Below are 21140 nucleotides of genomic sequence, written 5' to 3' on the forward strand. Positions count from 1 at the left end.
CAATGGGTTTCCGGTCCGAGTTCCGACGCCGCCCACCGGTTGATAAATCGTCGCTTCTCGCCGCCGAGTCCAGCACGATGTGGACCCATGAGCCAACCCGCGACCTACGCCGCCGGTGTCCGCCGCCCCTACCGCGACCTGCCGGAACGGGTCCGAGCCTGGGTCGATGAGGTGCTCGGCGAGCCGGTCGCGACGGTCGCGGACAAGCGCGGCGGATTCTCCCCCGGCGTCGCCGCGGTCGTCACCGGAGCCTCCGGCCGGAGTCTGTTCATCAAGGCGGTCGGCTCCGCGGTCAATCCGGACGCGATCCGGATGTATCAGGAGGAGCAGCAGCACTCGGCCCGGCTGCCCGACATCGAGTTCATCCCCCGGACCGTCGCCGTCGCGGAGCTGGCCGTCGGCGAGGAGCGCTACGCCGTCTCCGCGCTGCCCGCCATCGACGCCGCCCCGCCGCCCCATCCGTGGCGGCTCGCCGACGCGAACCGGGCCTTCGACACCATCGCCGAGCTCGGCGACCGGCTGACCCCGTCGCCCTGGTCCGACGCCGTGGATCGGACGGACGGCGCCGACGGGCCCGGCGGCGAACTGGACCGCTTCTACTCCGGCTGGCGGCGACAGGCCGAGCAGGATCAGGATCCGTGGCGCGAGGACCCGTGGATCGGGCCGCGACTGAGCCGGTTCGCCGAGTTGGAGGCGCGGACGGTCGAGCTGATGTCCGGCGACACGCTCAGCCACACCGACCTGCGCGCCGACAACCTGTTGTTCGGCGACGACCGGGTCTGGGTGGTCGACTGGGCCGCGGCCCAGAACGCTGCCCGCTGGGTCGACCCGGTCATCCTGCTGGCCGATCTCGTCGTCTCCCGGGCCGACCGCGGCGACGGCGGCGAGATCGACATCGCCCGCTTCGCCGTCGAGCATCCCGCGCTGAAGGGTGTCGACTTCGAGTTGACCTGGGCCGGCGTCTGTCTCCTCGCCGGCGCCCTGCACCGCATGTCTCTGCTCCCCGACCCACCCGGCCTGCCGACCATCCGCCCCTGGCAGTCCCAATGCGCCGACACCATGATCACCTGGTGCCGACGCACCGAGCCCTGAGCTCCACCGATGACCTTGGTCGTGGTGTCGCGAAATCTCTTCGTGCGGGGCGAAAACGGCCATTGCCACGTGGAAACCTCCCGCACGAAGAGATCTCGCGACAGCCCGACCAGGCGCACCCATCTAGCGAACCCGAGCCGACAGGCTTCGGTCACTCGAGGTCGGCCGGACAAGTCCGCTCGGTGCACGCCTAGGGAAAAGACGCGCCAAGGACGGGCGGGTTACAGCGGTTCCCGGGAACGTCCGGCCGGGCACCGGTGGCGCGGCGGCCGGGATCATCGACTGTGACTTTTCCCGGCTCGATCGGCGTCGGAAGGCCGGGAAACGTCACAGTGGATGCCCAACCAGCGACTTTCCCCGCCCAACACCGACACCCGGCCGCCAACCCGGCGGACCGCCCTGACCCGCCCGTCCTTGGCGCGTCTTTCCGGCCGTCAGGCCGAAACCCGACCGGGCACCCAACTGGCCTGCCCTTCGACAGGCTCAGGGAACGGATACCCCAACCTCCGCATCGGGGCCGCGTCAGAGGTCGAGTTGCCAGGTCTGGCCGGTGAGGTCGGTGCCGAAGCTGTGGTGGGATTCCTCGTCGATCAGCACGAAGCCGGCGCGCTGGTAGATCCGACGGGCGGCGGCGAGGATGTCATTGGTCCACAGGACCAGGCGCGAATAGCCGGCGGCCCGGGCGAAGGCGATGCAGGCGTCGACCAGCCGGGTGCCGAGGCCGAGGCCGCGGGCCCAGGGTTCGGTCAGCAGCAGCCGGAGCTTCGCGGTGTCGGCGTCATCGCCGCGGACGCAGAAGACGGCACCGGCCCGTTCTCCGTCGACCTCCGCGATCCAGACCCGCTCCCGGGCCGGATCGTGATCTTGGGCGAAGTCGGCCACGATCTTGGCGACCAGGGCCTCATAGGTCGCGTCCCAGCCGTACTCGTCGGCGTACAGCATGGCGTTCCGCTCGACGATCCAACCGAGGTCGCCGGGTTGGGCCGCCCGCAGCTCGACCCGGCGCTCGGGCCCGCGACCGAGCAGCGCGCGGACCGTGCCCATGGCGGTGACGAGCCGGGCCCGGTCGCTGCCGGTCAGCGGCTCCAGCAGCCGGGTGATGCCGCGCTCGGTGCGCCGGTTCAGGGCCGTCTGTACGGTCCGGCCGGCGCCGGTCAGCGTGATCGTCTGTCGGCGCCGGTCCTGCTCCGATCGTTGCCGGGTGACCAGCCCGGATTCGGTGAAGCGGTCCAGGATCCGGGTGGTGTAGCCGGGGTCGAGGCCGAGCCGGGTGCGCAGGTCGGCGATGTCGAGCCCGTCCGTCGTCGTGGCCAGTTCGTACAGCACCCGGGCCTCGGTCAGGTTGTACGGCGAGCCGACCAGGCCCTCGTCCAGGACACCGATGATCTTGGTGTAGAAGCGGTTGAAGGAACGGATCCGGTCCACCACCACGGAGTCAACCTTTGACATAGTCAAAGAATATCCCCGATCGGCGGATCAGCGCCTCATTTCTCGGCGACCGGTCGACCGAAGTCGATCGCCCCCAGGACCGACGCCGGAGCGGCCTCGGCCAGCTGGTGGTCCGGCTGCGCACCGAGCGCGCCGTTGATGGTCGAGAACGCCATCCGGAGCGCAATGAACACGGTCGCGCCGAGGATCTGCGCGTCGTCGAATCCGACTTCGCGCAACCGGTCGACGTCCGCCGCCGTGGTCCCGTTCGGATCCCCCGCGACCTTGGCCGCCCACTCCGCCAGCGCCGCCTCCCGCTCCGGGAGCCGGGCGGTGTCGCCGCCGAGCACCGCGGCGGCGGTGTCTGTGTCCGCGCGATCGGCCAGCCGGGCACCCCAGGCCAGTGAGCAATAGGAGTCGTGCCGCGTCGAGGCGCTGACGACGACCAGTAGAGCGATCTCCCGGTCGGTCAGGCCACTGTCGGCCATCGCCGCGGCCCGGACGTCCAGATAGCCCTGCAACAGTTCCGGCCGCCGGGCCCAGAGCCGGGTCAGATTCATCACATAGCCGTAGGACGAGAGATCGTCCTGATACAAGGCCCGGACCGCGTCGTCGGGGGCGGGCTCAGACAGATACATTGACTCAGTCTGGCGGCCGCCCGTCGGGTCCGTGGCCGAATCGCCGAATCCGGATTTGGGCCGCCCCGCCGCCGACTGCTAAAGTCGACCGTCGCGTGACCGCTGCGTCGCGCGCGTCAACCACCCGTCGTACGAGAGTCTCAGAGGCCTGCCCCGTGGCGAACATCAAGTCCCAGATCAAGCGGAACAAGACGAACGAGAAGGCGCGCCAGCGCAACAAGTCCGTCAAGTCCGCCTTGAAGACGTCGGTGCGCCGGTTCCGCGAGGCCGCTGAGGCCGGCGAAGCCGACAAGGCGACGACGTACGCCCAGGCCGCGACCCGGCTGCTGGACAAGGCGGCGAGCAAGGGCGTCATCCACAAGAACCAGGCGGCCAACCGCAAGTCGGCCATCTCCGCCAAGGCCGCCGAGCTCGGCTGAGCCGACCGGCTCCTTTCTTCACCTCGAACGCGACCGTGTGAACGGTCGCGTTCGTCGCGTCCGGACGCCTTTGTAGGTTGATCACCGTGGATCAACACTCCCCCAGTGATCAACTGCCAGAACTCCTGCGGCGGATCGACGCGACCGACTCCGACCTGCACGCGTTCGTCGCCGAGCCGGACCGGGCCGGGCGCCTGAGCCGGACCGCCGCCGAGCTGGACCGTCGCTGGCCGGCCGGGACCGAGCGGCCGCCGCTGTTCGGGCTGCCGGTCGCGGTCAAGGACGTCATCCACGTGACCGGGCTGCCGACGCGAGCCGGCACCCGGGTCCCGGCCGACGTGATCACCGGCGATCAGGCCCCGGTGATCACCAGCCTGCTCGACGCCGGCGCGGTCGTGCTGGGCAAGACAGTGACCGCCGAATTCGCCTTCCTCGCTCCCGGCGAGACCCGCAACCCGCGGCAGCCCGAGCACACGCCCGGCGGCTCCAGCAGCGGCTCGGCCGCCGCCGTCGCGGCCGGCCTGGCCCCGGTCGCCCTCGGCACCCAGACCGTCGGCTCGGTGATCCGGCCGGCCGCCTACTGCGGCGTGTTCGGATTCAAGCCCGGCTTCGGCCGGATCAGCACCGCCGGCGTGATCGCGAACGCGCCGACCTTCGACACCGTCGGCTTCCTCGCCGCCGAGCCGGAGCTGCTGCGCCGGCTTGCCGCCGTCACCTGCTCGGACTGGTCGGAGCCGGCACCGGAACCGGCACTGCCGCGGCTCGCGGTCCCCGTCGGCGGTTATCTCGACCAGGCCGAGCCGGCGGCCCGCGCCGCCTTCGACCGGCAGCTGGCCGCGCTGCGCTCGGCCGGCTACGAGGTGCGGGAGATCCCTTGCCTGGAAGACATCGCGGCGGTCAACCGGCGCAATCTGGTGATCAACCTGTACGAGTTGGCCCGGTCTCACGAGCCGTGGTTCGACCGCTACGCCGAGCAGTACCGGCCGCAGACCGCGGCCGGCATCCGGGAGGGGCGGGCGATCGACCGGGCCGACTATGAGCGGGCGTTGCGGGATCGAGAATCCTTCGCCGCTGCGTTGCTGGAGCGGTTGTCGGGCAGCGACGCCTTCGTCGCGCCGGCCGCGACCGGACCGGCCCCGCACGGGCTCGAGACCACCGGCAGCCCGCTGATGAACCTGCCGTGGACCCAGGCCCGGCTACCGGTGCTCGGGGTGCCGGCCGGCCGGGCGCCGAACGGGCTGCCGCTCGGCCTGCAGTTCGCCGCCGGCCCGGGCCAGGACGAACTGCTGCTCGCCTGGTCCGGCCGACTCACGACCGCACTGGGTCAGTTGCCGTAGCTGGCCCAGGACTTCGGGTATCGCTTGCCGGGGACGGTGTCACCGAGCATCTCGCTCACCGTGACCAGCTTGAAGTCGTCCTCGTACAGTTCCTCGATCATCTCGTCGACGGCATCGATCGTGGTCTGGTGGATGTCGTGCATCAGGGCGATCCGGTTCTTGCCGGCGCTGTGCACCACCTTGCTCCGGATGTCGTACGGATCGTGGGTGTCCCAGTCCAGGGTGTCGATGTCCCAGAGGATCTGCGCCAACCCGAGCTTCTTGGTCGCCTTGTCCACGCCCTTGTCGGTGGCGCCGTACGGCGGCCGCATCAGGGTGACCTTGCAGCCACAGCCCGCTTCGATCGCCTCGTTGGCCTTCTTCATGTCCTCGTACGCGCCGTCGACGGACTTGCGGTCCAGCGAGTCGTGGTCCCACGAGTGGTTGGCGACCTCGGAGCCCATGTCGTGGATCTCCTTGACCAGTTCCGGGTATTCCTTGGCCAACGTGCCGAGCTGGAAGAAGGTGGCCTTCGCCTTGTGCTTCTTCAGGATCTTGAGCAGCTGCGGGGTCGTGTCCGGGCTGGGACCGTCATCGAAGGTGAGAGCGAAACACTTCGACTTCTTGCAGTCCACCGCCGGCTTGGTCGGCGTCGGAGTCGGGGTCGGAGTGGGTGGATCCGGGGTCTCGCTGGGTGGTTGCTGGCTGGTCGAGCCGGAGCCGGACGGGGCGCCAGAGCCCGACGGTGTGCCCGCACCTGGAGGCATGGCTCCGCATCCGGTGAAGAGGAAAAGGGCCCCGATCAAGAGTGCCGCCGCCGCAGTAGTGGGCGCGGTTCGCTGGAAACGCACCGGGCCGACGATACCTGGAGCCGGGTACATCCGATGCATAACACGACTAAGGAGAGGAGCGCCACATTCTCGTGCCGCTGCTCAGCGTCGGGACCGTGCTTCGGACACCGCGAGGACGGCTCGCTCCAGTGCGTACTCGGCATCGCCTTCGGCACCCTTGACCGCCGCGTCGGCGGACGCCACGGCCCGCAAAGCGGTCGCCAGGCCGCCCGCGTCCCAGCCGCGCACCTGGGCGCGCATCGACTTCAGTTTCCACGGCGGTACGCCGACCTCGCGGGCCAGGTCTCCCTCACGCAGCCCGCCCGGCGCACTGATCAGCTTGCCCAGCCCGCGCAGCCCGGAAGCCAGCGCGCTGGTGACGAGCACGGGGGCGACTCCGGTCGAGGTGGCCCAGCGCAGCTGCTCCATCGCCTCCCCGGTCCGGCCGGCCAGCACGGCGTCGGCGACCGCGAAGCTGGTCACCTCGGCCCGCCCACCGAAGTAACGGCGGATGGTGTCGACCCCGATCCGGCCCTCGGTGTCGGCGATCAGCTGCCGGATCGCGGCCGCGAGCGCGCGCAGGTCGTGCCCGACGGCGTCGATCAGGAACTGCCCGGCCTCAGGTTCCAGCGTGCCGCCGGCCTGCTTGACCTCGGCCGAGACGAATTTCGGCAGCTCCCACGCCTTCAGCTGCGGACAGTCGACGACGGTGACCGGCTTCAGCTTGCGCAGCTTGTCGAGCAGGCCCTTGCCCTTCATGCCGCCGCCGTGCACCAGCACCAGGACCAGATCCTCGACCTCGACACCGGCCAGCTCGAGCACCTGATCGTTCAGGTCGGCCGGCAGGTCGGCCAGATTGCGGATCACGGCGGCCCGGGTGCTGGAGAAGAGCGAAGCGCCGGAGATCTCCGCCAGTCGGCCACCGTCCAGCCGTCCGGCCTCGACCTCGGTCACCTCGATCTCCGGCGCCGCATTGCGCGCCTTGGTCAGCACATCGGTCACGGCCCGGTCCGCCAGCAGCCCCTCGGGACCGGTGACCAGGACGGTGCGAGCCAGGCCGCCGGAACCGGCCCGGGAGGTGGTGGAGGATGGCACGGGATCATCCTGCCAGCACCCGCCGACAGGCCGGCACGTCCCGACCGGCCAGTCGTATTCTGGCGTGAACCGGCCCGGTGATGCAGTCTTGGTGTGACATGCCATCCGTGACGACCGATTACTGATACCGACAGAGCCCCCGCAGATGAGTGACCACTCCCCCGAATCCGACGACGACGCGCCGCGCCTGTTCTCCGGCGAGCGCCGGTCCCTGGACCGGCTGGCTCGCGTGCGCCCGGGCACGGTCGTGATCATGTTCGACGGCCGCCGGCCGCCCCGGGTCCGGCTGCCCGGCGAGATGCTGATCCCGAGTTGGTGGCCGTTCATGGGCGGGATCGAGGTGCTGCCGGTCACCACCGACACGGTCGAGGCCGAGATCACCGTCGACGACGTGATGACCGCCGACGGGCAACAGATCCACCGGCTGGAGTTGTTGGTGCTGCTGCGGCTGCTGGACGACGAGAGGTACACCGGGTTGCAGCATCTGGCCGAGCATTACGGCGGTGAGTTGGGCCTGTTCCTGGCCCGCGGGGTGCAGACGGAGCTGGAGATGGCGGTCCGGACGGCGCTGCGGATGAACGATTTCGCCGACATCCGCCGGCAGTCCCTGCTCAAGGTGCTGCGGGAGGCCTGGCTGCCGTACAACGTGGTCGACGATCTGGTCGAGGTGCAGGGCCTGTCGATCCATCGGGTGGAGTGGTCGGCCGAGACGGATTCGGCCGGCGAGACCGCCGCGGAGTCCGCGGCCGAGCGGCACTGGGTCGATCCGTACATCGACGACAGCTATGTCGAGGATTCCGATCTCGGCGGCACGATGGCCAGCAGCTCCGAGGACGATCAGCGCTCCGGTGTCGGCGGATGACCGCCCCATGAGCCAACTGACCGTGATCGGGACGGCGACGCCGCCGACCCTGGCCGGGCTGTCCCGCAACGACAGCTATCTGCCGACCAGCAAGGTGCTGGAGTTCGCCGGGCTGCCGATGTTGATCACGGTGATCACCAACGTCGCCTTCTTCGTCGCCTACTGGCTGCCGGAGTTCGGCCGCGGAGCCGCCGACCCACTGCTCGGCCAACTGGCACCGCTCGCCTCGGCGTCGTTCGCCACCGGCGGTGAGGTCTGGTACGCCACCCAACGCGGCACCGGGACCTGGTTGTTGATCTTCGGCGTGGCGATCGCCTGGTTGGTCCGGTCGCGCTTCTGGCTGGCCCGATTGATCGTGTTCCCGATCAGCTATCTCGGCGCGGCACTGGCCCTGGTGATGGTCGTCGGCCTGATCGTCCGAGGCGAGCTGTTCGACTCGCTGCTGTCCGTACTCCTCGTGCTGATCTGGGTCGCCGCGGCCGTGGTCACCGCCTGGCGGAGCCTGTGGCAGGACCTGGACGATCTGCCGGGCCGGCGTACCTCACGAGTCTGGCCGCTGGTGCTGAGCTGCATCGCCGCGATCATCCCGTTGGCGGTCGGCCGCAGCGTGTTCGCCCCCGGCCTGCGTGACGCCGCGTCCGCGCTCGCCGTCGACGGATCGACCATGCGCTGGGCCGCCCTCTTCACCTCGGCCACGCCCCGGCTGTATCTCGCCGGCGTCGCCGTCCTGGTCGCCTGCTGGGCCTTCTGGCGACTGCTGCCGAGCCGGCGCCCGCCCCGCCCGGCGGCCACCGTGGTCACGTTGTTGATCTCCGTCCTGCTCGGGCTGGGCGCGATCGGCATGTCGGCCGCGCAACTCGGCGCCGAACGGACCGCGCAGATCACCTCCGGCGACCCGACCCCGGAAATGCTCTTCACCTGCGCCTCCTGGCGCCAGCCCGGCGAAGGCCCCGCGCGCACCCTGGTCGCGCACGGCCCCGGCTGCGAACAACTCACCGGCTTCACCGGCTTCACCGCGGTCTCCGACCGCGCCCTCGGCTTCTCGATCTCCCCGGTCAAGGCCAACCTGCCCGGCGGCCAGCCGATCGGCAGCAAGGTGATCGGGACCGAGTACGACGGCGTCCTCGTCCTGGCCGCCACCGACCGGGTCGACGACAAAGCCGACCGGGTGATCGGACTGCGGATGAGCGACGGGGTCGAGGTCTGGAACCACCTCTGTCCGACGGCGGCCGAAGACCCCGGCCTCCAGCTACGCTTCGCCCGATCCCCCGCCGGCGACGACCCGGCAGCCGGACGGCTGACCGACCGCAACGATCCGGAATCGGTCGTCGTCTCCTGCGGTGCCGACACGTATTCACTGGATCCGCAAACCGGCACCCGGCTTCGCTGATCGACCTTCGCGCCGATTTACGTGATCTTGGTGACGTTCCGCGCAGGTACGTGATCTGGGCAGTCCTCGCGTTGATTGCCGCGACTTGCTTCAGCGGGTGATGGGGATTGGCAGCAAAGGGGCGGAGTTCGCCGTCGGTCGCGTCGGGTCTGGCCGGTTGAAGTTGGTTGCCGGGGGTGCGGAATGGCGACTTGGCGACGCAAGTTCGGCGATCCCTCATCGACCTCCCCGCACCGCGTCGAGTGTGACCTTAGCGACGTGAAATCGGACCGTCGGCGTCGATAACGTCACACTCAACGCCACCCGACCGACAGCCGGCCGCCAAACGCAACCGAGGCCGAACCCGCCCTCCTTGCCGCGCCTGAATTCTCCAACGGGTCAGCGGAGGGGGGTCAGGGCGGTGGCTAGGGGTTCGAGGACGGCAGGGTCGGCGTCCTGGGGCAGGTTGATGATCACCAGGTCGACGCCGGCGGCGCCGTACTCGGCGGCCTGCTCGACCGCGGCGCCGAGATCCTCTTCGCGCTCCCAGCGGACGTTGACGGAGCCGGTGATCTCGGCCGGGTCGCGGCCGACGTCGGCGCAGTGGCCAAGCAGGATCTCCTTCAGGCCGCGCCAGGTTTCCGGGTCCTCGACGATCGTGTTCCATTGTTGGGCCCAGAGCGCGGCGGCGCGCAGGGTGCGCTTGGGCCCGCGGCCGCCGATCACGATCGGCGGGTGCGGGCGCTGCACGGCCTTGGGCTCGCAGTACGCGTTGGTCAGGGTCGTGTAGCGGCCCTGGAAGTTGGCCACCGGCTCGGTGAGCAGCGCGATCATCGCCTGTACGCCCTCGTCGAACCGGTCGAAACGCTCCCGCAGCGGGGGCAGTTCGATGCCGTACGCGTCGCACTCGACCTGGTTCCAGCCGGCGCCGATGCCGAGCTCCAGCCGGCCCTCGCTGATCACGTCGATCGTCGCCGCCATGTTGGCCAGCACCGCCGGGTGCCGATAGATCATCCCGGCCACCTGGCAGCCGAGCCGGATCCGCCGGGTCAGCGGTGCCATCGCGGCCAGCATCGTCCAGGCCTCGAAGTTGGGTCCGGCCAGGTCACCCGACAGCGGATAGAAGTGGTCCCAGTTCCAGACCGACTCGAACACCTCGATGTCGTCGGCGGCGACCCAGACGTCCCGCATCCGTGGCCACGTGGTGTGTTGGGGCCGGGTCTTGATCGCGAATCGCATGACCCTCAGCCTAGGCCGGAACCCTCGTTCCGCGCGGCGAAATCACTCCCCAATCCGGACCGTGAGCCGACGAGTGCGCAAGGTGTCCCGGCCGTCCGACAGCGCGGTCGAGAAATCCCGACGACGTGGACCGTGCCATGGACCGCTGGTCGGACAGACTGACGGCCGGACGACGGTCCCCATGATCGCGGCTCCGTGCCGGAGGCCCACCCACCCACCCTCCGCGCGGAGCCGTCTCCCGTCGATCGACCGAAGCTCGCTCAACCGCCGTAAACTCGGCTCAGTGCCGGCGGTGTCGCGGTGCGGGCGGGAGCGGGATGAGTGTCAACAGCCTTGCGGGGCAGCGATTCCGGACGATCGGCGGCTCGGTCCCCGACCGGTGGCAGTGGACCGGCGCCCTGCTCGGCGGTTGGGGCGTCATCGGTCTGGGGACTTTCATGATCAGCTCCCGCGGGGGCCTCGTCGTCGTGGCGATGCAGGCGCTGGCCATCGCCCTCCTGATCGCCGGAACGGTGGTGGGGATCGGGGCCGTCGGCGCGATGCTGGTTGGCGTCCGATCCCGCTGGAGGATCGGGCCACGGGTGCTGATCACCGTCCAATTCCTCGCCGTCCTCGTCGCCGTCATCCTGGCAATGGTCCTGGCCGGCTGGGCCGGCCTGATCGGCGGCCTCGGCGCCGTCGGCGTCCTGGCGCTGATCGCCGTCCGGGGCGGCGGGGTGTCGATCACCGGCGAGTCAGCGGCCCGGCTGCCGCGGACGGTGTGGTCGATACTGCTCGCCGTGCTGACGCTGGCCGCCCTGATCTTCGACAGCTTCCACCTGAGGGTTTGGAATCCGCTGGCCAAGGTCCCCGGGCACAGCCTTGATCAGATCTATGCCGGCCTCGACGCGGCGAACAAGGGTCAGGCCACGGTGCCCTTCATGGTGGCGTGGGCCGTGTTCTGGACGCCTACGGCGCTCGCGTTTCCCGTCCTGGCTCACGCCGTCCGACTCACGCCCCGGATCACCGCCGTGCTGGGCCTGTTGATGGTCGGCGGTGTGATCTTCACCGGTTGGTACGCCGCCGCGGCCATGGGATTCGGCATCGCCGACACGTTCGCGACCGGCGGCGAGGACGCCCCGATACCTTCCACCGCGGTCCTTGGAGTCAGCGGTCACCTGGCGTTCGCCGCCGCGTTGATCATCGCCCTCGCCCCGAACGGCACGGGTTGGCGGCGCCCCGCCAGCACCTGGCGGAGCGCAGCCCGACCCTCCTAGCGGGCGCCGAGCAGGTGCTCCAGAGCCAGCTGCTGCAGCCGGACGAAGCCGAAGCCGCGGCCGTTGTGGTAGCTGTCGGCGTCGAAGTCCTCGTACGCGGCCCGGTCCGCGATCAGGTCGCGGTAGCCCTCGCCGTCGTTCAGGGTCGGCCGGGACAGCTCGGCCACCTTGGCGTCGGCGAGCGCCTGCTGCACCTCCGGGTCGGCCCGGAAGGCCTGGGCCCGATCCTTCAAGATCAGGTACGTGGCCATGTTGGCCTTGGCCGACTCCCAGACACCGGTGTAGTCCTCGGTCCGGCTCGGCTTGTAGTCGAAGTGCCGCGGGCCGTCGTAGGCCTGGCCGCCGTCCGGTCCCCCGTGCTCCAGCAGATCGACCAGGGAGAAGGCGTTCTGGATGTCGCCGTGGCCGAACACCAGGTCCTGATCGAACTTGATGCTGCGCTGCCCGTTCAGGTCGATGTGGAAGAGCTTGCCGGCATCCAGCGCCTGGGCGATCGCGTGGGTGAAGTTGAGCCCGGCCATCTGTTCGTGGCCGACCTCGGGGTTGACGCCGAACAGTTCCGAGCGTTCCAGCGTCTCGATGAAGGCGAGGGCGTGGCCGACGGTCGGCAGCAGGATGTCGCCGCGCGGCTCGTTCGGCTTCGGCTCGATCGCGAACTTCAGGTCGTAGCCCTGATCGGTCACGTAGTCGGCGAGCAGGTTGACCGCCTCGCGGTAGCGCTCCAGCGCGGCCCGGACGTTCTTGGCCGTGTCGTACTCGCCGCCCTCCCGGCCGCCCCACATGACGAACGTCTTCGCCCCGAGCTCAGCGGCAAGATCAACATTGCGGATCACCTTGCGCAGCGCGAATCGGCGCACCGCGCGATCGTTGGAGGTGAAGCCGCCGTCCTTGAACACGGGATGGCTGAACAGGTTGGTGGTGATCATCGGCACGATCACGCCGGTATCGGCCAGCACCTGCTTGAGCCGGTCGATCTGGGCGGTCCGCTCGGCGTCGCTCGCCTCGAACGGGAAAAGATCGTTGTCGTGGAAGGTCAGGCCGTACGCGCCGATCTCGGCCAGCTTGGTCACCGCCTCGACCACGTCCAGCGGCTCCCGGGTCGGCGCCCCGAACTGATCTTGACCGACCCAGCCGATGGTCCACAGACCGAACGAGAACTTGTCCTGGGGCGTAGGCGTGGGAGCCATCCATCCTCCTTGATCATCGGCGACACAGCCGGGGTTAATTGTTGCTCTCCACAACATATTCGCGCACAATCGTCTCGTCAACGGGAGGTCATGGTCTGGACGGCGGGAACGGAGGGCGTGATGGTGACGGTCGACTCGTCCCGGCGGCGCAATCTGTCGGCCGTGCTCCGGCTGGTGCACACCCGGCGCGGCGCGACCCGGGCCGAGCTGACCCGGCTGACCGGACTCAATCGGTCGACCATCGGCGGCCTGGTGACCGAGCTGGCCGGGCTGGGGCTGGTGCTGGAGGCCGATCCGGCGATCGACGGCGTCGGGCGGCCGAGCCCGCGGATCGAGCCGAATCCTGACGTGGTCGCAGTGACGGTCAACCCCGACATCGACGCGATCACCGTCGGCCTGGTCGGGCTCGACGGCCGGGTCCGCGGGCGGCTCCGCCGGGCCACCCGCCGGGTGCCCTCGCTCGACCGGGCGGTCGCCCTGGCGACCGACGCCATCGACGACCTGGTCGCCAAAGCCGGCCGGCCGCTTCGTGTGCTCGGCCTCGGCATCGCCGTGCCCGGTCTGGTCCGCGAGACCGACGGCTCGGTCGTGCTGGCCCCGCACCTCGGCTGGCGGGACGCACCGGTGGCGGCGGCCTTCACCGCCGGCACCGGGCTGCCGGCGCGGGTGGCCAATGACGCCCGGCTGGCCGCCCTCGCGGAGTGCGGCTACGGCGCCGGGGTCGGGCATCGGTCGGTGATCTACCTGAACGGCAGCGCCAGCGGCATCGGCGGCGGCGTGGTGATCGAGGGCCGCCCGTTGCGCGGCCGGTCCGGGTTCGCCGGCGAGCTCGGCCACACGGTGGTCAACCCGGCCGGCCGGGACTGTCACTGCGGTCGTCGCGGCTGTCTGGAGACCGAGGTCACCCGGGACCGGCTGCTGACCGCTCTCGGCCTGGCCGACGCCGACCCGGAGACCCTGGACCGCCGGCTGCTCGACCCCGGCTCACCGGCCCGGGCCGAGGTGGCCCGGCAGCTGGACTGGCTGGCTCAGGCCACGATCGACTTCAGCAACACGTTCGATCCGGAGTTGATCATCCTCGGCGGCTTCCTCGGCTCGCTGCAGGCCGCCGATCCGGAGCGGCTGGCCAAGGCCGTACGCGGGCAGGGTTTTCCAGCCCTCGGCACACCACCCGAGGTCAGCCGGGCCGCCCTCGGCCCCGACCTGCCGGTGATCGGCCCGGCGGAGTTGATCTTCGCCGAGCTGATCACCGATCCGGCGATTCAGAGAATGCTGCCGGTGTCGACCGCGTCCGCGGCCCGATAGACCGTCAGGGTCTCGCTGTCGAACGGCGCCGAGATGCTGACCGCGCCGTCGGCCGGATCACTGGAAGTCGCAATCGTGATGCCGTTCAGATATCCGACCTTCTTCGTCGCGTTGTATTGGTGCAGCCAGGACGAGCCGAGCGAATTGGTGAACGGGCTGCTCGGCCGAATGCCGAGCAATTCTTCACCCTTGAGCGCGGCCACCCGCACCGGGAAGGTCTCGTCGACCGGATCGTCCGGCGAGCGCTGCCAGAACCCGGTCGGCCAACCCGCGGCGTGACCCATGATCACCCGCACGCCGTCCGACTGATTCCAGGCGAATCCCTGCCCGGGAACGACGTCACCCAATGCACCGGCCTCGCGCAACTTCTTGCCCTTGAGCGTCACCCCGTCGTGCACGGCAACGAACGCGTAATTGCGGTCGTGGTCGTCGTAGACCTCGAAGTCGTAATGCCGGAATGCCTGCTGACCCACGAACGCCCCGAGCGGCGCCCGGCCCAGCGCGGATCCCGAACCCGGCACGAAGATCCAGTGGTCGAGATCCTGGTCGGCACACTGTCCGGCAGTCGCGACGACGTTGCGGTAGCGCGCCTGCAGGGCGACCCCGGTGCACCAGCGTCGTTTGCCCTGGTCGTCGAGGAAGAACACCCGGCCGACCGAGTCCGGCAGCCTCGGCGCCTTCAGCACCCCGAGCAGCCGCTCGAGTCGATCACGGTCCGTCTCGGACGACGGGGACGAGTGATACGCCGCCGGAAGATCCACCTCCTCCCGCACGGGCTGCGCGATCACCATGTTGAGTCCGCCATGATCGAGCCAATAGCGGGCGGTTTTCTGGGCGGCCGATTGTTCGGCCGTCAGGTTGGTCCCGGCCTGGGCCGGTGTGACCGCGATCAGGCCGACCAGAATCGCCATGATCGAGCCGAAGACAGCGCCAATCCCCCAAGAGCGCACCATTGAGACCCCTTGATCGAATTCCAGCGATCTTCATCCCGGAGGGAGAGATCGAGCTGGTTAATGTGTCAAAAGCATAACAGCGCCGATCCGCCCGAATGGGCCGTTTCTGCGAACTCGATCGAGAGTCAGTGCATGTACAACCCGCCGTCGATGTTCAGCGTCTGACCGGAGATGAATCCGGCCTCCTCGGAGATCAGGAAGCCGATCCCGGCCGCGACATCCGCGGTCCGGCCGACCCGGTCGAGCACCAGATCCTGCGCCAGCAGTTCCTTGCGTTCCTCGGACAGCGTGCCGCCCATGATGTCGGTGTCGATCGGCCCGGGCGAGACCGCGTTCACCGTGATCCGGTAGCCACCGAGCTCACGGGCCAGCGACCGGGTCAGGCCGATCAGGCCGGCCTTCGCCACCGAGTACGGCGTCTTGCTGAACGTGCCGCCGCCGCGCTGGGCCGAGACCGAGGAGATGCTGACGATCCGGCCGAGGCGGTGCTCGACCATGGTCTCGACCGCTCGCTTGGTCACGTAGTGCACGCCGTGCAGGTTGATGTTGATCACCCGGTGCCACTCCTCGGAGGTCAGCTCCAGATAGCCGACCGGCGAGCTCACCCCCGCGATGTTGGCCAGCGCCACGAGCTGCGGCAGCGCGCCCTCGATCGCGTCCACCGCCGCCCGGGCCTGCTGCTCGTCGGCGACATCGGCCGCGGCACCGAAAGCCTTGACATGGTGCCGCTCGATCAGCTCGGCGGCGAAATCGTCGCACTCGGCCTGATCGAGATCGATCAGGCCGATGTTCCAACCCCGCTCGGCCAGGAACGAGGCGGTGCTGCGGCCGATCCCCCGCGGCGAGGTCGCCCCGGTGACGATCACGGTGCGGTCGGTGGGCCAGGTGCTCATCGGGCCGTCCTCTACTTCTGGTAGGTGTAGTCGGCGCCCGGCTTCCAATCGCTGAAGGCATAGTCGTCGACGGAGACGTCCGCCCCGGAGGCCTTGATCGCCTGCTCCCGGTCGGCCTCGTAAGAGTCGCTGAGCTTCTTCAGAGCGGCCCGGAGATCGGTGATGTCGCCGCCGAGATAGCCCTGCATGACCTGGCCCAGGCTGGGGGTGATCGGCTTGCGCTGGGCGTCCACCGCGGCGATGTCGGGGTTGCGGACGATCGCCTGCGGCATCTGGAACACCTGCTCCTTGTACAGGTTGATGATCTTCTTGTACGGCTCGATCACGTCGGCCGAGTCGACCACGTCGAGGTTGACCGGCGGCTGGTCCATCGCCGCGGTCATCTGCTTCTGGTAGTCGTCGGTCATGAACGACTCGATGATCTTGGTCGCGTTCTCCGGGTCGGCAGAGCTGCCGGAGACGAAGTACGACGGGCCACTCAGCCCGCGGTACGTCATTGGCGTCACCCCGGCCTCGGCGGTGAGGATCTGACCGCCACCGATCTTGGGTACGAACGCCTCCTGCAACACCCGGGAGCCACCCGGCAGCCACGGACCGTCGATAAAGTAGGCGGCGGCGCCGGAGGCGAACCGGGTCCGGGCGTTGACCACGCTGAAGTTGTTGGTGCCCGGCAACATCATCTGGGTGTCGTACAACTCCTTCCAGAACTCGATCCCGTTCACGTAGGCGTCGTCGTGGTAGGCGTACTCACCGGTGGCGAACTTCAGCCCCTGATAGCCCTCGAATCCCCCGGTCTGGGCCATGTCGTCCATCTCGTCCTCGACCCGGCCGCCGTCGGCCCCGAGGGCCAGCACCATCGGCACCACTCCGGCGCCCTTGAGCTTGGCGCAGGCGTCACGGAACTCGTCGTAGGTCTTGGGCGGGTTGGCCGGATCGAGCCCGCCCTTGGTGATCAGTTCGGTGTTGAACCAGGTCACCGCCGTGTACTGGCGGAAGGTGAACAGCGGCAGCCCGTACAGCTTTCCGTCGATGCTGGTGATGCCCTCCGAGACCAGTCCCTTGGGCAGGGCGCCCAGCACCTCCTCGGAGATCTCGAGCTCCCGGACCCAGTTGTCCTTCACCAGGGCGGCGAGCGGCAGGCCGACGACATTGGAATAGACGTCGGGCAGCTGCTTGGCCTGGTTGGCGAGCTGCAGTGCCTCGGGCGCCTTCGAGGCGTCGTTGTAGGTGTGGGTCACCGCCACCCCGAGTGCCTCCGCCTGCTTGGCGGCCCAGTCGTCGTTGAGTTTCTGGAACGAGCTGAAGTGATCCCACCAGCGCAGTCCGCCGGCCCCGCCACCTCCGGTCGTGCCGGTGCCGCCGCCACCGCCGCCGCAGCCGGCCGCCACCGCGGTCATCGCGAGGGCCGAGGAGCCCATGAGGAAACGTCGTCGCGTCAATCCGGACATCAGATTCTTTCCTTTCGATTAGGAGCGACATTGCCCGCATCGTTCAGGAGGGAGGGTGGTGTCAGAATCATGACTTCACCGCTCCGGCGATGCCTTCGACAAAGAACCGTTGCAGGAAGAAGAACAGGGCGACGACCGGGATGATCGAGATCACGCCGGCCGCAGCCATCCCCGACCAGTCCACCGCGTTCTCGCCGACGAAGGCCTGCATGCCGACGCTGAGGGTGCGCAGCTCCGGCCGGCTGAAGGAGAACACCAGCGGCAGGAAGAACGAGTTCCAGGTGGCCAGGAAGGTCAGCAGGGCCACGGTCGCGGTCACCGGCATCGCCAAGGGCAGCATGATCGAGAAGAAGATCCGCACGAACCCGGCCCCGTCGACGATGGCGGCCTCCTCGAGCTCCTTGGGCAACTGCCGGAAGTAGCCGGCGTAGATCAGGATCGCCGAGACGTGCGCCGCTCCGCTCAGCGCCAAGATCATCCCGGTCAGTGAGTTGATCACGCCGAGCTGCAGCGACACCTGCACGATCGGGATGATCGTGTAGCCGGTGGGCACGAACAGGGTCGCGATCAGGATGCCCATGATCACCCGGGAGCCCGGGAACCGGTAGCGGCCGAGGACGTAACCGCAGGCGGCGCAGCGCACGGTGACGATGACGACGGTCCACAGCGTGACGATCACGGTGTTGATCAGATAGCGACCGAAGCGGGCGTCCTCCCAGGCGCGGGAGTAGTTCTCCCAGGCGAACCGCTCCGGGATCAGCTGGAGGCCGGCGGCGAAGACCTCCATGTTGTCCTTCAGCGAGGCCGAGATCATCCAGATGAACGGGAACATCCACAGGATCGCCACCCCGACCAGGAAGGCGACGGCGATCCACCAGGGCGCCCGGCGCAGGGCCCGGCTGAGCTTCGAGGCGGGCACCGGCCGGCGGACGGTCGAGGTCGAGGCGCTCATCAGTGGTCCCTCCGCATCCGGCGGGCGGCATAGACGCCCCAGAGCTGGATCAGCCCGATCACGAACACGAAGAGCCCGAAGACGACCGCGGCGGCTGAGGCGTGCCCGAGCTGGGGAATGGGAGCGGCGAAGGCCCAGCGGTAGATGTAGATCTCGATGATCTCGGTGCTGAAGAACGGCCCGCCCGCGGTCATCGTCTGCATCAGGTCGAAGGCGCGGAACGTGTCCTCGATGGTGAGCAGGGAAATGATGATCAGGAACGGCTTTAGCATCGGCACCGTGATGTGTCGGAACAGTTGCACCGGGCCGGCCCCGTCGATCATGGCCGCCTCGTTGATCTCTCGCGGGATGGTCTGCAAGGCGGCCAGCCAGTAGATCATGGTGATCCCGAAGAACTTCCAGACGTAGACCACCGAGACGGTGATCAGCGCGGTGGTTGACTCGCCGAGGAAGTTGATCCCGCCCGGGAGTCCGAGGGCCTGCAGGATCGAGTTCGTCGGTCCGCTGCTGGGATCGAGGATGAACTGCATCACGACGCCGACGATCGCGGTCGTGGTCACCACCGGCAGGAAGAACACCGTCCGGAACACCCGGGAGATCGGCAACTTGGGCGAGTTCAGCACGATCGCGAGCAGGAAGCTCAGGATCACCCGGGCCGGGGCGACCAGCACCATGAAGATCAGCGTGATCTTGAACGAGCTCCAGAACAGCGGATCGGCGAAGACGGCACTGTAGTTGTTCAGCCCGACGAACTTCTGGTCGGCGCCGAAGCCGTTCCATTCGACCAGCGAATACCAGTAGCTCGCCCCGATCGGATAGATCGTGTAGACCCCGTACAGCACGACGGTCGGCACCAGGAACAGCCAGATCCAGAGCGTCTGCCGACGCTGCAACCCCACCCGCCTCTCGGCGCGCGGCGGCAGCGCCGGCGCGGCGCTCAGCCCGCGACCGAGCTTCTGGCCGTAGGGTGCGGCGGAAGTCGCCATCGACAGTCCATCCTCAGCTGTGCGGTGAGAAGATCAACAGCGACACCGCCGGCAGCGGCAGCCGCACCTGGACCGACACGGCACCGGCGGCGGCGTCGACGGTGGCCGACTCCGCCAGCTCTTCCAGCCCCTGTCTGGCCTTGATCGCGGCCAGCTCCTCGGCGCTCGGATCCTGCGGCGCGTCGAGTGATCGCCAGACCGTGTGGGCGTTGCTGTGATCATGATCGATCCGGAAGTGATCCAGCCGGTAGCGCTCCGCCGTCAGGCCGGTCAGGTCGATCGTCGCGACCGCCTCCTCGGCAGCCTCCTGATACTGATCATCGGTGTGCCGCCAGACCAGGACGGCGATCGTGCCGTCCTCGTCCCGGGAGGCCAGGCTGTCGATCTCCTCCGGCATGCTGGAACCGTCGGTCTGCTCCAGCGCCGCGATCGACCAGGCGGCGTCGGAGACCGCGCTGATCCGTTGCCGGCCGAGCCGACCGAGCATCCGGTAGGCGTTGAGCAGCGGCTTCTCCACCTCGCCGGCGGTGAGGAAGGAGCGGGTCCCCTCGAAGTAGCGTTCGCCCTCGAAGTAGAAGCTCCACGAGGTGGCCTGGGTGACGGTGACGTCCTCCTGCTCGTTGAGGTCGAGGATCTTCTTGATCAACTTCACCTGGAACACCGGGTAGTACTCGGTGTTCTGGAACTGGTAGTTGGCGTTGTCGTAGCGGCCGAAGTGCGCCGGGACCGCGGCGTCACACTCGTCGACGATCGCCGGCAGGCTCCGATACTCCGGATACCGCGCGATCAGCCGGTTGAAACCCCTCAGGTCGTACAACATCTTCGTGGCCGACGGGCTCTGTCGCTCCGTCGCGGGCGCATCGATCGGGCCATAGGTCCGGTGCCGGAACCGGGATCCCTTGGTGTGGTACGAGATGAAGTCCAGCGGTTCCTGCCGGGCCGAGGTGTAGTCGAGAAACCCTTCCAGGAAATGGATCCCACTGCTGGTGACGGCGGGACCGCCGACCTGGGCCGTCGGCAACACGTCCTTGATCGCCCGCGCCGTCACCGAGTACAACTCGTTGAACTGCTCCACGGTGCCACGCCAGTAGGAGCCGTCCGGCTCGTTCCACAGCTCCCAGAGCCAGGCCGACACCTCGTCCGCGCCGTACCGGTCGACGCAGTGCTGGACGGTCGCCGCGATCAGCCCGCCCCACTTGCCGTAGTCCTTCGGCGGATAGCCCCAGGCGCCCGCCTCATAAGCGGTGTAGGCCGTCGGGCTGGCCACCACCGTGAACTCCTTGGCCTCGTCCGGGACCAGGTCGCGCGGCGTGAAGCCGAGCTCCACCAGCACGTGGTGACCGGCGCCCACGATGGCGTCGTAGGCCTGATCAAGAATCGTGAAGTCGTAGTACGGGGTGCCGTCGGCATCCTCGTGGTAGACGTTTCCCTGCCCCCAGTGGGGAATGCCGAAGCCGCTGCCCGAGCAGTACATGTAGTGCGGCCGCACGTGATAGCTCGCCCCGGAGATGTCGGAGAAGCGGCGCAGCAGCCGCTTGCCGGTCGGCGTGTAGGTCCAATTGATCTCGTCGTAGCCGATGCTCTGCCAGACCGGCGTCAGCGGGCCGACGTCGGCGCCGGCGTCGACGGTGATCTTCGCCACCGTCACGTGCGGCGCGGCCGGATCGCTCGGGGCGGCCAGCGGGAACGGCCCCAGCGCGCGGCGGTGCTTCTCCGGCTGCAGATGGAGGTTCGGCTCCAGATCGATCGTCACTTGATGATCACTACCTTCCACATCGCTGTGACAGCGGGGCGAATCCGCCGGGGACCACGGTCGGCAGCGCTGCCGTGGTGATCAAGTCCACTGAGGTCGAGTCTGCGTCATCTAGGATA

The 21140-nt window shown here is 68.8% G+C and carries 19 protein-coding genes; 7 read left to right on the forward strand and 12 right to left on the reverse strand.

What is annotated here, in order from left to right; all coding sequences use genetic code 11:
• The first annotated feature begins 87 nt into the window (after nt 1-87).
• Nucleotides 88-1092, forward strand: a complete 1005-nt coding sequence (locus FNH24_RS13140; RefSeq protein ID WP_152362646.1) for a phosphotransferase — start codon at nt 88-90, stop codon at nt 1090-1092.
• A gap of 522 nt (nt 1093-1614) precedes the next feature.
• On the opposite strand, the gene FNH24_RS13145 is transcribed toward FNH24_RS13140, so the two are convergent.
• Nucleotides 1615-2541: a bifunctional helix-turn-helix transcriptional regulator/GNAT family N-acetyltransferase gene (locus FNH24_RS13145; protein ID WP_152362647.1), complete on the reverse strand. Its 927-nt coding sequence runs from the start codon at nt 2539-2541 to the stop codon at nt 1615-1617.
• Between the two features lie 35 nt (nt 2542-2576).
• Nucleotides 2577-3158: a carboxymuconolactone decarboxylase family protein gene (locus FNH24_RS13150; RefSeq protein ID WP_152362648.1), complete on the reverse strand. Its 582-nt coding sequence runs from the start codon at nt 3156-3158 to the stop codon at nt 2577-2579.
• A 155-nt stretch (nt 3159-3313) separates the two neighbouring features.
• Here FNH24_RS13150 and rpsT point away from each other — a divergent pair, with 155 nt between their 5' ends.
• Nucleotides 3314-3577: a 30S ribosomal protein S20 gene (gene rpsT / locus FNH24_RS13155; RefSeq protein ID WP_152362649.1), complete on the forward strand. Its 264-nt coding sequence runs from the start codon at nt 3314-3316 to the stop codon at nt 3575-3577.
• A gap of 86 nt (nt 3578-3663) precedes the next feature.
• The gene (locus FNH24_RS13160; protein ID WP_217428200.1) at nt 3664-4914 is read left to right on the forward strand and encodes an amidase; all 1251 of its coding nucleotides are present in this window, start codon (nt 3664-3666) and stop codon (nt 4912-4914) included.
• Here the strand turns inward: FNH24_RS13160 and FNH24_RS13165 are convergent.
• Complete coding sequence (locus tag FNH24_RS13165) at nt 4902-5660, reverse strand: polysaccharide deacetylase family protein (protein ID WP_161606122.1); 759 nt, start codon at nt 5658-5660, stop codon at nt 4902-4904. The genes FNH24_RS13160 and FNH24_RS13165 overlap by 13 nt on opposite strands.
• 165 nt (nt 5661-5825) lie before the next feature.
• Entirely contained in the window at nt 5826-6818 is a 993-nt protein-coding gene (gene holA / locus FNH24_RS13170; RefSeq protein WP_246186871.1) for a DNA polymerase III subunit delta, read from the reverse strand.
• Between the two features lie 145 nt (nt 6819-6963).
• Between holA and FNH24_RS13175 the strand changes: the two genes are divergently transcribed.
• Nucleotides 6964-7680, forward strand: coding sequence for an SPFH domain-containing protein (locus FNH24_RS13175; RefSeq protein WP_152362652.1), 717 nt, complete (start codon nt 6964-6966; stop codon nt 7678-7680).
• Nucleotides 7681-7687: 7 nt separating this feature from the next.
• Nucleotides 7688-9070, forward strand: a complete 1383-nt coding sequence (locus FNH24_RS13180) for a hypothetical protein (protein ID WP_152362653.1) — start codon at nt 7688-7690, stop codon at nt 9068-9070.
• 378 nt (nt 9071-9448) lie between these two features.
• On the opposite strand, the gene FNH24_RS13185 is transcribed toward FNH24_RS13180, so the two are convergent.
• Nucleotides 9449-10288, reverse strand: coding sequence for a TIGR03560 family F420-dependent LLM class oxidoreductase (locus tag FNH24_RS13185; RefSeq protein ID WP_152362654.1), 840 nt, complete (start codon nt 10286-10288; stop codon nt 9449-9451).
• Nucleotides 10289-10605: 317 nt separating this feature from the next.
• Here FNH24_RS13185 and FNH24_RS13190 point away from each other — a divergent pair, with 317 nt between their 5' ends.
• Nucleotides 10606-11544: a hypothetical protein gene (locus FNH24_RS13190; protein ID WP_152362655.1), complete on the forward strand. Its 939-nt coding sequence runs from the start codon at nt 10606-10608 to the stop codon at nt 11542-11544.
• Here the strand turns inward: FNH24_RS13190 and xylA are convergent.
• Nucleotides 11541-12731, reverse strand: coding sequence for a xylose isomerase (gene xylA, locus FNH24_RS13195; RefSeq protein WP_152362656.1), 1191 nt, complete (start codon nt 12729-12731; stop codon nt 11541-11543). The two genes, FNH24_RS13190 and xylA, sit on opposite strands and share 4 nt — an antisense overlap.
• Nucleotides 12732-12851: 120 nt before the next feature.
• On the opposite strand from xylA, the gene FNH24_RS13200 reads away from it, so the two are divergent.
• Nucleotides 12852-14036: an ROK family protein gene (locus FNH24_RS13200; protein ID WP_152362657.1), complete on the forward strand. Its 1185-nt coding sequence runs from the start codon at nt 12852-12854 to the stop codon at nt 14034-14036.
• Here the strand turns inward: FNH24_RS13200 and FNH24_RS13205 are convergent.
• The 6 genes from FNH24_RS13205 to FNH24_RS13230 form a co-directional block, all read right to left on the reverse strand.
• Nucleotides 13994-14947 (reverse strand): hypothetical protein, encoded by a 954-nt coding sequence (locus FNH24_RS13205; RefSeq protein ID WP_152362658.1) that lies wholly within the window; start codon nt 14945-14947, stop codon nt 13994-13996. The genes FNH24_RS13200 and FNH24_RS13205 overlap by 43 nt on opposite strands.
• Before the next feature lie 167 nt (nt 14948-15114).
• On the reverse strand, nt 15115-15882 hold the full coding sequence (locus FNH24_RS13210; RefSeq protein WP_152362659.1) for an SDR family NAD(P)-dependent oxidoreductase: 768 nt from the start codon (nt 15880-15882) through the stop codon (nt 15115-15117).
• An 11-nt stretch (nt 15883-15893) separates the two neighbouring features.
• A complete protein-coding gene (locus FNH24_RS13215; protein ID WP_217428201.1) occupies nt 15894-17330 on the reverse strand; it encodes an ABC transporter substrate-binding protein in 1437 nt (478 codons plus the stop codon).
• A 67-nt stretch (nt 17331-17397) separates the two neighbouring features.
• Entirely contained in the window at nt 17398-18282 is an 885-nt protein-coding gene (locus FNH24_RS13220; protein WP_152362660.1) for a carbohydrate ABC transporter permease, read from the reverse strand.
• Nucleotides 18282-19268 carry a carbohydrate ABC transporter permease gene (locus FNH24_RS13225; RefSeq protein WP_152362661.1) on the reverse strand — a complete coding sequence of 329 codons (987 nt, stop codon included), beginning with the start codon at nt 19266-19268 and terminating at the stop codon, nt 18282-18284. Before FNH24_RS13225 ends, FNH24_RS13220 begins: the two co-directional genes overlap by 1 nt.
• Nucleotides 19269-19281: 13 nt before the next feature.
• Nucleotides 19282-21021 (reverse strand): GH39 family glycosyl hydrolase, encoded by a 1740-nt coding sequence (locus FNH24_RS13230; protein WP_217428202.1) that lies wholly within the window; start codon nt 21019-21021, stop codon nt 19282-19284.
• Between the last annotated feature and the right edge of the window lie 119 nt (nt 21022-21140).

Source organism: Microlunatus speluncae (assembly GCF_009299835.1).
In the GTDB taxonomy this organism is placed as follows: domain Bacteria; phylum Actinomycetota; class Actinomycetes; order Propionibacteriales; family Propionibacteriaceae; genus Microlunatus; species Microlunatus speluncae.